The organism is Ignavibacteriota bacterium, from assembly GCA_016212665.1.
Lineage (GTDB): Bacteria > Bacteroidota > Ignavibacteria > UBA10030 > SZUA-254 > FW602-bin19.
The window spans coordinates 131,721-145,699 of the sequence record JACREZ010000034.1 but is presented as its reverse complement, the minus strand read 5'-3'; the positions used below and the strand labels follow the sequence as shown (position 1 = coordinate 145,699).

The 13,979-nt window shown below is 41.1% G+C and carries 4 protein-coding genes; all 4 read right to left on the bottom strand.

Going from position 1 to position 13,979, the window contains the following annotated elements; all coding sequences use genetic code 11:
* Positions 1 to 19: 19 nt before the first annotated feature.
* The gene (gene nifJ, locus HY960_12550; GenBank protein ID MBI5216573.1) at positions 20 to 3,637 is read right to left on the bottom strand and encodes a pyruvate:ferredoxin (flavodoxin) oxidoreductase; all 3,618 of its coding nucleotides are present in this window, start codon (positions 3,635 to 3,637) and stop codon (positions 20 to 22) included.
* Between the two features lie 769 nt (positions 3,638 to 4,406).
* On the bottom strand, positions 4,407 to 7,055 hold the full coding sequence (locus tag HY960_12545) for a hypothetical protein (GenBank protein ID MBI5216572.1): 2,649 nt from the start codon (positions 7,053 to 7,055) through the stop codon (positions 4,407 to 4,409).
* A gap of 146 nt (positions 7,056 to 7,201) precedes the next feature.
* On the bottom strand, positions 7,202 to 10,678 hold the full coding sequence (locus tag HY960_12540) for a hypothetical protein (protein MBI5216571.1): 3,477 nt from the start codon (positions 10,676 to 10,678) through the stop codon (positions 7,202 to 7,204).
* A gap of 352 nt (positions 10,679 to 11,030) precedes the next feature.
* A complete protein-coding gene (locus tag HY960_12535; GenBank protein MBI5216570.1) occupies positions 11,031 to 13,952 on the bottom strand; it encodes a T9SS type A sorting domain-containing protein in 2,922 nt (973 codons plus the stop codon).
* Positions 13,953 to 13,979: the final 27 nt, after the last annotated feature.

Here is a 13,979-nt window from a genome sequence, read left to right as displayed (position 1 = left end):
TTGTTGAATTTGATTTTTTTTAGTCACCGCTTTCCGGCATTGTCTTTTTGGAAGTCACTTCAGTTTTCCCGTTAGCGGGTTGTGCAAGATGCTCATACATTTTCCATCGCGTACTTATATCTCCCTGAGCGAGAATAGCCAATTCTTTGGCTCTCTCCGGTTGGCTCTTTTCAAGCATCTTGAAGCGGGTTTCGAGTTGTGTGAATTCCCGTAACGGCAACTTTGGCGGCTTTGAATCCAACTTGAAGGGATTTTCCCCTTTCTCCGCAAACAACGGATTGTATCGGAATAATTGCCAGTAACCGGTATCCACTGCCATCTTTTGGTTTTGCATTCCTTTCGTCATGTTGATACCGTGTGCGATGCAATGGCTGTAGGCAATAATCAATGACGGACCATCGTACGCTTCCGCTTCGAGGAACGCCTTCACCGTGTGCAGGTCATTTGAACCCATAGCCACTTTTGCGACATAAACATTCCCGTACGTCATCGCAAGGAGTGCGAGGTCTTTCTTCTCCGTCGGTTTTCCGGCGGCTGAAAATTTTGCAACTGCCGAGCGCGGTGTTGACTTCGATGTCTGTCCGCCCGTGTTTGAATAGACTTCGGTATCCAGCACAAGAATATTTACGTTCTTGCCTGAAGCAAGGACGTGGTCAAGTCCGCCGTAGCCGATGTCGTACGCCCAACCATCACCGCCGATAATCCAGACACTTCGCTTGGTAAGATTATCTGCAAGACTCAGAAGATGTTTCGCTTCCGGCGAATTGTTGTTCGCGAGTTTTTCTTTGAGAAGTTCGACACGTCTTCGTTGTTCATAAATTCCCGCTTCATCCGATTGGTTTGCGTTGAGAATTGAGAGGACAAATTCTTCGCCAAGCGAAGGGGAAAGTTTCTCGACAAGTTCACGAGCCATCTCATTATGCTTATCAACCGTTAATCGCATCCCAAGCCCGAACTCTGCGTTGTCCTCGAACAATGAATTCGACCATGCCGGACCGCGTCCATCGTTGTTCACCGTCCAGGGAGTTGTCGGCAGATTTCCGCCGTAGATTGAAGAGCAACCCGTTGCGTTGGCAACAATCATTCTGTCGCCAAACATTTGGCTTACCAACTTCACGTACGGAGTTTCTCCGCATCCCGAACACGCGCCCGAATATTCAAACAGCGGTTCAAGGAATTGTGAACCTTTGATCGTATCGAGTTTCACCGTTCGCCGGTCAACCTCAGGAAGATTCAGGAAGAAATCATAGTTCGCACGTTCTGCTTCGCGCAACGGTAACTGTGTTTTCATGTTGATTGCCCTGACTTTCGTCTCGGTCTTACTCTTCGCGGGGCAGACATCAACACAGAGCGCACAGCCGGTGCAATCTTCCACACCGACTTGTATCGTATATTTCCAACCTTTGTATTCCGTCCCTTTGAAATCCATCGCCTTAAATGTTGACGGAGCGCCTGCAAGTTGAGACGGTTCATATACTTTCGCCCGTATCGTCGCGTGCGGGCAAACTAACACACATTTATTGCATTGAATACAAATCTCCGGCTCCCACACCGGAACTTCCTGCGCGATGTTTCTCTTTTCCCACTTTGCAGTTGCCGTCGGGAATGTTCCATCCACCGGCATTGCGCTGACGGGAAGTCTGTCGCCATATCCGGCAATAATTTCTGCTGTAACATTCCTCACATACTCAGGCGCGTTCGGAGAAACGACCGGAGGCATTTCGATTGTACTTGTGATGGTGTTCGGCACATTCACTTCAAATAAGTTGGCAAGCGTCTCATCAATCGCTTTGAAGTTTTGCTTGATAATATCTTCCCCTTTTTTCCCATACGTTTTTTCGACAGAGTGTTTGATTGCCTCGATCGCTTCTTCACGCGGCAGAACACCGGAGATTGCAAAGAAGCATGTCTGCATAATCGTATTGATGCGCCCGCCCATTCCCGTTTGACGCGCCACTTTGTATGCATCAATCACATACAACTTTAATTTCTTTTTGATGATTTCTTTTTGAATATGTTTTGGAAGTTGGTTCCACACTTCATCGGGACCATAAATGCTGTTCAGCAAAAATGTTCCGCCTTCGATTGCCGTTTGCAACACATCATATTTTTCAAGAAAGAACCATTGATGGCACGCGATGAAGCTTGCACGGTCAATTAAATAACTTGAATGAATCGGCTTCGGACCGAATCGTAAATGCGATGTCGTTGTCGAGCCGGATTTTTTTGAGTCATAGACGAAATATCCCTGTGCATAGAAATCCGTATCTTCACCGATGATTTTGATGGAGTTTTTATTCGCGCTCACCGTTCCATCAGCGCCCAGCCCGTAGAACATCGCACGAACAACTTCTTTTCCTTCTGTCGTGAACTCCGTGTCGTAGTCGAGACTTGTGTTCCCGACATCATCCTTGATTCCAACCGTGAAATGGTTTTTCGGCGTTGTTTTTTTCAACTCATCGAACACCGATTTTACCATCGTTGGCGTAAACTCTTTCGAAGACAATCCATATCTTCCACCAATAATTTTTGGCAACGGTGCAGACGACCAACTTTCATGCAACGCGGTAATCACATCCTGATACAACGGCTCGCCGGTCGCACCCGGTTCTTTTGTTCTGTCAAGCACAGCAATGAATTTTACGCTTGATGGAATTGCGTGGACAAAACTCTTCACATCAAACGGACGGTACAAACGAACTTTCAACAAGCCAACATTCTCACCACGCTCATTCATATATTCGACCGCTTCCTGCGCCGCTTCCGCGCCTGAACCCATCATGATAACAATTCGCTCTGCATTCGGCGAACCGACGTATTGGAACAACTCATATTTCCTTCCGACCTGTTCATAAAACTTATCCATTGCTTTTTGAACAATAGCCGGACACGCATCGTAGTAAGGATTCGCTGTCTCACGCGCCTGAAAGAACACGTCAGGATTTTGTGCCGAGCCGCGCATCACGGGATGTTCCGGCGTAAGTGCGCGTGACCGATGCGCACGAACAAGGTCATCATTAATAAGCGCACGAAGGTCATCTTCATTCAACTGTTCTATTTTCATCACTTCATGCGACGTTCTGAAACCATCGAAGAAATGAACGAACGGAACACGCGATTCTAACGACGCGGCTTGTGCAATCAACGCCATGTCCATTACCTCCTGCACGGAGTTGGAAGACAACATTCCCCAGCCGGTCTGACGGATTGCCATCACGTCGCTATGGTCTCCGAAAATTGAAAGAGCATGAGTTGCCACCGTTCGCGCCGCGACATGAAACACGGTTGAGGTAAGTTCGCCGGCGATTTTGTACATGTTCGGAATCATCAACAACAAACCCTGAGCGGAAGTAAATGTCGTGGAAAGCGCTCCTGCCTGCAACGCTCCATGCACTGCGCCCGCCGCGCCCCCTTCACTCTGCATTTCTACAACCGAGGGGACTGTTCCCCATAAATTTTTCTTCCCGAGCGCCGACCATTCGTCCGACCACTCGCCCATCGGCGAGGAGGGAGTGATGGGATAAATTGCGATAACCTCGTTCAGTTTATGTGCAACATATGCGGCGGCTTCGTTGCCGTCAATCGTTACCATCGTGCGTTTTCGATTCTTCAATTCTTTTCCTGTCTGAGCAGACATTGTTCGATGTACCTTTCTTCTTCTTAATTCAGTATGATTGTGTAAAAAAATCTTAGAGTATAAGGGGTTGTCCAAAAGTCGTAGGCGCAACCTTTATGGTTGCGGTTCCAAATAAAAACGCAGACGTAAAGTCTGCGGCTACACGCCAATCGGACTTTTCGGACAACCTCAAAGAAACAAGTGAGAATTGTCCGTATTTCGGTAGGTTAATTGGCAAGAATCATTCCATGATTTTTTGGAAAAACAGTTTCATACTGATTGTTCTTATTGAAAAGAACATCGAACTTCTCAGAGATGAAATTCAAAGAATCATTTATTGCAGGAATGAGACTGAGGAAAATGAAAGTGCGACTCACTTTCTGCTTTAGGATTAGCAGTCACACAAATTTTGATTGATGTTTTGGAAAAAGTGAGTCGCACTTTCCCCTTCATATCAATACAATTTTTGCAATTCCTCTATGGTCAAAGGCTTTGCAATTATCCTTTTCTCCCTGTCCACCAAGAACATCGTTGGCGTAGTGATATTCCCCCCAGATTTGGGACACGAAGAAAAGAGAGTTTCGTAATACCAAGAAAGGTCCGAAATGGAAGAACAACAAAAACAACAACGAAGAATATTTAATAAAGAATGTTAACTCAATGCCGTACGGTTGGTTACAGAGGGTGGAAGACGAGTGACAGAAGTAACACGGGATATCAGTATATATGAAAACAATGTTCATCATGGAAATCACAGATGATGACAGACAGGGAGAATGCGCACCCGGTTTTATTTGTCACACCCGCTTTGTAATATTAATCTTCCATCATGGCTAACTTTTACCCAGAAGCCCTTTCCCGGTTCAAGCGTTGTCACAGTATAATATCCATTATTGTATCCAAAGTATTGCGAAAGATACAATCCGGGTGGAGTAGAGGTAATGTGTGATACATTAACAGAATCAGATAATGATCCGATTAAATTCCACCCCTGTGTAAGACTTACTGAATCTGTTGTACGTTGGTACCCGGTAAAACTAACCGAGGTTGCTTCAGAGAACTTTAGCCAATATCCTCTGGCTGTCGTTAATGTATCCTCACCAATATACCCGTTGGTGAATAGATACGCTTGAGATATTGATGATGGGAATAATACACTCTTAGAATAATTTTGCACGGATAAAGGAAGTGAGACTAAATTCCAGCCGGACTGGTATGCAACCGATTGACTTGTAGTGGGAGAAGAATCAGGTCTGATGTAAAAATAAACATTATCCAAATACAGAGTAGGAAAATCGCCCGCGATAAGCAATTGAGCAAGATGACGTTTTGTAGTCAGTGCCGTAAATTCCGATAACCGGATATCTATACCGACCCAGTTTCTACCACTGAGCAAAGGATATACATCAGAATTTATCGTTACCTCAGATTCAACATCATCACCCCCCGAATAAATTCCATTCGCTCCGAAATCCACTAATTTTACTCTTAGATTTTTGGCTGCTGTAATGTTTTCAGGAATCCAAACATCCATATGAAAATTATTCATTGTTGAGACATCTATGGTATAGGTAGCGAACTCTATCCCGGCAAAAGTGAGATTTGTATATTTTTTAACATGATCGTCTATAATGTTTACATCTGACACGTCAGCCATGTCCCATGAAGTTGACCATGAATCAACAGGAACGTTAGAATATGCATCGCTAAACAAAGAGAGCACGCTATCACCAGCTATTGTGGGCGCCTCAGCCGGTAACAATGGCTCATTAGTTTCTATGGTCTTGTTATAGAAATAAATATTATCTACAAAGATAGTAGAAAGTGTTCCCGATATTATTAATTGAGCAAGATGGCCACGTGTAACAAGTGCTGTAAATTGTGAAAGCGGAACATCAATGCCGACCCATGTTCTTTTGACCAAGGCAGGTGTTGTAACGGTGTTGAATTGTAGTTCCGATTCAACATCATCACCCCCCGAATAAATTCCATTCGCTCCAAAATCCACTAATTTAACTTTGTATATCGATGATGAGGTAATTGTATCAGGAGTCCATATATCCATGTGGAAATAGGTTGTATTCAAACCATTGATTGTAGGGGATGTAAATTCAATTCCGGCATACACAAGATTTGTATATTTTTTCATGTCATTGCCTGTTACCTGTACATCACTGACATCCGCCATATCCCAGGATGCAGACCATGTAGTTACAGGGACATTGGTATATGTATTACTGTAAACCGAAATGACGCTATCAGGCAATGCCGTTGGAATCGGTGCGGAGACAACCGGCTCATTTGAATATATTGCCGAAGAGGGAATAAATTCAAACGAGGTAATTATTGCTTCGACCCGTTCAGTATCAACGGGTATTCCTCCATTATTACAAAGCCAAAGATTCATGTGAACCTTTTCGTTCCCGGGATGCGGAATAAATGCTCCCTCATAACGCCACTGACTTATCAACAAACCTGTTCCAGAATAACTTAAAAAGTTGATACTGTCGGGTTCCCAACTGATAGAACCGCTTGAGATTTCCATTGAGGTAGGCATATTCCACCTATACATGTGGCCTGTTTGGTCGTAAGGCTGAACAACGTATTGTGCATTTAATCCCTGCCCGTTACCCCATCGCGAATATTCAATATCAATTTCTCTGTGAGTTTCTTCCGGTGCATTATCCCAAGTAAAAAGTCCTAACACAGCATTGCTATCCAATGCGCCAACTCTACTTCCTATATGAAAAATATATTTTCCATACCCAAAGGATTTCTTTGATATTAGCTCGGGGCATTGCCAACGACCATCCCTCAAAGTTATTTTCAAATGTAACTGACCTAAACTATCAACCCAAACGTTATCTGAACTATCAGAAAAATAATTCGCACCGGGACCAACAGGAGAAGCGCTTGCTTTTGCCCACCACTCATACCCTGAAAACGAGAATGGCTTACCATAGCGAAATGTATCTACGCTCGCCACAGAAATCATTAATAATTGTTGTTCATCGAATTGTATCGGTGGTGATGAACCTACAGGAATAAGGTATGCATTTATCATAATTGCATAGATATCACTTCCGCCGCTTACTATCGAACAGGTCCATGTCGAATCAGATGCAATAGAAGTCAACGGTTGGCTTGCCGAAGGTTTGACCCACCATCCTGCTCCATCCATAAAAATATAGACGACCACATTATATGCAGATGGATTTACTCCATGAACTTTTCCATGCAATACTTCTGATGAACCGTAAGGTGGTACGGATGTCAATTCTATAGAGATAGATTTATTCTGTTGTAATTTTTTCTCTTCTTGTTTTCGATTATCTACTTCATTTCCCTGCAATGAATAACTTGTTACTTGTACCGTAAATACGAACAATGTGACAAGAAGAATGACAAGTATAGTATTGATGTAACAGCGAGTTCTCATACACACATTTCCGTTATTAATATATACTTCTCTTTCTTGAGAAGGCAACTTGGGCACAACACGTTTGAAAGTTATCTGGAATTAAGGCAAACAGCAAAACACGAAAATGTACTTAGTATCTAATCGGTATAAAATCAAACTACATATTAATCATTTGTCAGAACAGAGGATACGTAAACATCTATTCTACGCACACGACCATCTCGTTTAAATATTGACGAGCTCGTCTTCTTATCGAGGCTAAGTTCTTTTTGTTTAACAACCTTCCCGGTTCGATTCGTAATGTGAAGTTTGGGATTCACAGATAAATGATATACAACAGGAACTTGACAAAATGTAAATGCTAAACTACCTTTATTAATCTTTATCGATTTTTCTTCTTGGGCAACATCAATGTACTCGAATAATTTAGATTCCTTTAGGAATTCGTCCACATCTAACAATTCCGGGTGAAAAATAATTTTTCCATCATTGATAAAAAGTCCTAACTCTACAAACCTAGAAATGATATCTTCTTTTACTTGACCACTCATCCCCGGTTGCTGCGCACCTTTGTTTCTGGGGGTATGAGAATAAGGGTCAATCGGAAATGCACCGTATACCGCCGGGGATTTATGTACTCCAATACCCTCTTTAATTTCTTTATAATGAGTTGCTAATCTTTGTATAACAGTACCATCATCATTATTTCGGCGCGCTTGTAATATTACTTCCTGAACAGCGATAAGCAATTTTGAAACCATGTGCCAGTATATACATCCCAATCCTTCATATTTATAAAATGTCCCCGACCGTCCTGTAAATGATTGGTGGTCAAACAGGCGCTCGTACATATCAACAACTATATCTTTCTCTTTTTTAACTAACGCAGAATACTTCTCATCGTTTATATTATCAAGGGCAGAGAGTAATACATTCTTATTTCTGAATTCACTATTAAAGTGTACTTTCCCCGTCACATCCATTGTAACAATCTGTCGGTTTCCATCTTTGAGAAGCAACTTAAGTAATTTTGATTTTGTATACTGATGCTTCGCCAGATTATTTTTTTCTACAAAGCGCGGTAATAACCGATCCGGATAAAGCATATAACTATTCTGGTCAATTCTATACATGGAACTCTTTTTAAGAGAATCCAGAACTAACAATGCCTCACTTGCAGAAAGATAACCGGAACTTAAAATTGCCACCTGCCCTTCCAGCATTTCATACAAATTTCGGATTGAAATTTCATTATTGTTTTCGACCTTCATCAAGGTATATGCTTGATACATATTATCCTCGCGTTTGTTTGCTTTTATCGTGTGGTCAATATATTTCAAGGACAATTCGGAAAATTCCAGCATGGAAGAAATATCAACTTTTTTCCTTCTTCCCGACAATCCTTTCTTGTACACAACACTTCTAAAGTTACTGCCTGCCTGCCCAAGATTGTCGAGAATTACTTTTCGTTGTCTGTTCGTTACTGGACCAATCAAGAGAGGCTCAAACTTGAGGAATATTTTCTTTATTGAAGTGAACAGGAATTCGACTTCTTCTGATATGAGTGCATATTTTTTTTCATCCAATGCCCAAATCAGTTCTCGAAAGACACAGATATATCTTCTTAGATAGCATAACGTAACCATGGAAACACCGAAACCGACAAGTGCATTATTCGCATCGTTCCACTCAGGCCGTTGAGTATTCATCCAAATACCTGCTTCAGGAATAAAATTGGAAAGTTTTGATAGTATTGATACAATCATTTTTTCAATCAAATTGACATGAACAATCTCACCTCTTTTGTTCAGGATGAATTTACCATCAGTTCCAATTTGATTAACTCTTTTTTGAATCTCTTTATCCAGGTTCATATCAAAATCAATAGTGCAATGTGGGTCTTGTAACATTGCAGAATATGATTTTATTCGATACGGTACATTCGCATACGCAAAAATATCTTTTAGTAATAATGTCTGAATTTTTTCCCGATGATAATGCGACGATATCTCCAATAATTTCACCAAGTAGATTACTTGGTGGTCCCCCCAATATCCAATGTACGACCATTCGTCGTGGGGATTAATAGATTCCCAATCAAAACCGTCTCGTGTCACCCTGTACGGATTATATCCATCAACCGTTGAGGCATTGACAAATTTCGTAATCATGCCTTCAACGTACTCCGGGTAACTCAATGCTAATGCTTCCCAATTTTGAAATATATCTCTCCAATTACCTTCGTAATTGAGAATTTTCTCACCATTATCGTCTTTTGTTTCAATAGAGAAAAGATTCCATGGTCGGCTTGGGTCGCCATGACGGCGACTAAATGTGAGGGGTAAATATTCATAGCATAATTTTTCAAAATCCAGAGAGCGAAGAGTCTCTGCTTTGAAAAATAATTCAGAACGTTGAAATTTTTCCGGTAAGCGCTGGAAAAACCCTTTGAATTGTTTTGCTATCTTTTTATTTCCCTTTCGAATAAAAGAAATAAAATCATGTTTATTGATTGTATATCCATCATCAAATACTCCCCCGCGCATCACATTATATAAGACGTTAGAATAATGACGAGAACAAACGAGAAAATCTTCTGTTAATTGTAATCCATCCGCACTTGCAATGATTTTCCTGAGACGGCTTGTCCCTAAGGCAACATCTTCCATGACCAATTTTGCGATATTCCTTTTTCCCTGAAGCAAGCTTTTCACCTCAGCTACTTTTCTTGCGTCCTGATTAATATCAGCCACAAGCAACCATTCTTTTTCACCCACCTGGGAAACGTTACATTCCGCATGAATAAAATACGCACCCCGTTCGCCATGAACATCTGTCTCTTGTCGTATGGCATGCCCGGTTCTAAACGCGTCTAATTGTTCAGACGAAAGGAGAATTTTTTTATTGTCTAAGCCAACAGACCATACAATCGTTGCTTTTAATGCTTCGTTTGGTTCAGCCTTGTCAATAGGGATAGAACTCAGTGCAAAGATGCCTAAACCTGATTCAACCTCTAACTCATTTTTTTTATATCCGTCGATGAGCGTGCTATACTCTTGTTGAAAACGACGACTCAGATCGGATGGAAGAATATTTTGAATCCCATCCAGTATTTCGACCTTTATTGGATAGTGATTATGATTCGATAGTTGAGCTCGTTTTATAAATCCATATTTTTTACTGTTGAACCATGAATAACGAAATGTAACAGATAAATCGTGATTGATTTCCTCATAAACGATTTTATTCCCATATATATTTTTATAAAGATTATTTTCGACCCTGTATATTCCTTCACATCGAATAGAAAACGGTTCCCATAAATATTGTTTATCAGACAATGAAACTAATAGGATGGTTTTACTACCTGTATGTTCATGAGAATCGTGAATCTTATCATCCGTGTAGTAAGGGAAAAGGGCATTATCAGGATTTTTTCGGCCTGCAGTGAGCCCTCCATTACTTGAAATAAACATCCAGTGATCAGAATCGCTTACAATGCTCATGAAAAAAGGTTGCATTTGATTGTAATTGGATATTTTGTAAAATTTTTCTCCCTCAATCTCTACATAAGTGCCTTCTACAGACTGATGGAAAGCAGTAAATCCAGAGACTTTTCTATGCATCGTTTTCTTTATCATTCACAAAACCTTTATTCAATTATTGCTCCGGTATTATTAACCGCATAGCAATATTACAAATTCATTGATGAAGTTACATGTTCATTTGAACAAAAATCCCAGTCAAACTACTGGGATTTTATTTGTAATGAAATTTATTGTACTGAGGATGATTCAATAAACACGAGGCTGTCCAAAAATTATATTATAACTTGTAATTTCCGAGGATGGAATTGGATGTTTTTATAATACCTGTCATAACATACATTTATCGGACAACCTCGTTAGGAAGTTCTTTTCGATCGTGTAATCCTTAACTATTAGTTTATTATTTGTTCTACAAGATCTTCCTTTATTTTAACCACTTATTCTACTATTTCATGATTACCATTTTCTTCATCTCGCTGAAGCTACCCGCGTTCATCTTATAGAAATACAGACCGCTTGGTAAATTCTGTGAGTCAAATTCAATATTTTTTACACCTGCATTCTGCATTTCACTAACTAACGTTGCCACCTCCTGGCCTAACATATTAAATACTTTTAGAGAGACAAATTCGTTTGTCGCTAAGGAGTAATGAATGATAGTTGTTGGGTTGAAAGGGTTGGGATAGTTCTGACTTAATGAGAATTCGCTCGGCATGATATAATTATTTGTTTCTGGCGGAGACGGAGGTAACTCTGAATTCGGCATAATACTGATTCTGTTCCCGGCATAAGTTAGGACTGATGAAAGTATTAACGAACCGGCTGTATTTACCTTTACCCAATATGCTTTTCCCGGTTCAATAGAGCTTGAGACTGCATATCCTGTTTCACTGTAATCAAAAAACTGTGAGGTTTCCATACCTGAGGGATCTGAAGTGATACTTGTAACATCGATCGGTGCGCTAATCGAGCCTATCATATTCCATCCTTCGACAACAGGAATCGTTATTGAGGTAATTGAAGTACCACCGAACGTAACGGAAGTTGCATTATCGAATTTTATCCAGTATCCTTTCCCATTTTCTAAAATGTCGGCGGTAGAATATCCACCACTATAGGCAAAAGCAGCAGTTGTTGCAGTCGGGAATACAGCAGATTTTGCATAATTTGAAATGGTCGAGGGAACTGAAACCATATTCCATTTCGCATGGTACTCTGTCGGAATCATACCTCTGTAGAAATACACGTTATCAATAAACATGGTTCGTAGATCGCCGGAGATAATCATTTGTGCAAGATGACCTCTTGTCGTAAGACCGGTAAAGCTTGATAACGGAAGATCAAAACTAACCCAACTCCCCGTAGCAAGCGCAGGAGTTGTCGATGCACTAAAAGTTAATTCATGTTCTACGTCATCACCACCGCCCCATACTCCGCCCGCTCCAAAATCTACTATTTTAATTTTGAAAATCTTTGGGGACGCCGTTGAATCAGGTGTCCAGAAATCCATGTGGAAGTAATTCATCGCAGAGGCATTAATCGTACTTGAAGTAAATTCAATTCCCGCAAACACAAGACTTGTATATTTCTTGGTGTCGTTCCCTGCAATTTGTACATCACTCACATCCGCCATATCCCACCCGGCAGACCATGTATCAACGGTAACATTCGTGTATGCGTTGCTGAACAATGAAATAACTTCTCCTGCAGGAACCGTCGGTGTGGGTGCGGCGACACTCGGCTCAGTTTCGGCTCCGGCGTAGAAATACACATTATCAATAAATACAGTTCTTAGATCGCCCGAAATAATAAGTTGGGCAAGATGAGCCTTTGTTGTAAGACCTGTGAAGTTTGCCAAAGGAATGTTAAGACTCATCCAGTTGCCAGTTGAAAGCGCGGGAACTGAGGAAGCATTCAACGTTAATTCATGCTCAACATCATCTCCACCGCTCCATGCGCCATCAGCCCCAAAATCAACCAATTTTATTTTGAATATTTTTGGTAACGCTGTTGAATCCGGGGTCCACATATCCATGTGGAAAAAGTTCATTGCTGTTGCATTAATCGTGCTAGACGTAAATTCAATTCCGGCAAATACAAGACTCGTATATTTCTTGGTGTCGTTACCTGCAATTTGTATATCACTCACATCAGCATTATCCCACACTGCCGACCATGTATCAACCGTTACGTTGGTATAGGCATTGCTGAATAACGAGATTACATTTTCTGCAGATACTGTAGGAGTTGGGGCTGCGGTAGCCGGTTCTGTTTCTGCTCCTGCATAGAAATAAACATTGTCTATAAACACAGTTCTTAGATCGCCCGAAATAATCATTTGTGCAAGATGACCTCTTGTTGTAAGACCGGTAAAGTTTGATAGGGGAATATCAAAACTCATCCAGTTCCCGGTTGTAAGTGGAGGAATGGATGAAGCATTAAATGTTAATTCATGCTCAACATCATCTCCACCGCTCCATGCGCCATCAGCACCAAAATCAACTATTTTAAGTTTGAATATTTTTGGTAACGCTGTTGAATCCGGGGTCCACATATCCATGTGGAAAAAGTTCATTGCTGTTGCATTAATCGTGCTTGAGGTAAATTCAATTCCGGCAAAAGTGAGATTTGAGTACTTTTTTGTATCGTCACCGACAATCTGTACATCACTCACATCAGCCATATCCCAGACAGCAGACCATGTATCAACTGTTACATTGGTGTACGCATTACTAAATAATGAAATAACATTACTCGATGGAAGAGTGGGTGTGGGTGCGGCAATCGTAGGTTGCGTTGCGGGTAAAATTGCAGAAAAAGTAATATTATCAAAATAAACTACATTATCTGAAGTTCTTCCACCAAGATTAAAATCGGGGAATACAATTATTTGATCAATGTTCGTCGATGCTGGATTACCAATCCGTGCCGAAAAATCGAAAGTTAATTCTTCCCATTCATTAATCTTTGTATTCGCGACTTTAATTTCTCCGTCCGAACCTCCGACTGAGGTTGCAAATTTGATGCCTACGTCACTAATTACAGATTTGTAAACCATCATTTTAATTGTGCAATTGGTTGCATCTAATGTAAATGTTCCGAGATCGGTAGTGTGCTGGCTTTCACAACCAGCCCACGGCTGACCTGCCTGTAATGCTGTAAATTGAGCCACGTAGCTCGAAGTATTTATCCCTGTTGCTGAGGGATTAGCAACGACCTGAAGTGCAGGATTCGTACTATTTTCAAATACGGTCCAAGTCCACGTTCCACCATTTCCACCAGGTTCAAACGTAACGGGAACGTTTTGAGCGAACGATATACTGCTCAGTAATACGCATGTTAGAACATATAGATAAAAGTGTTTCATGTTCATTTTCCTTTATGAGATTAGATT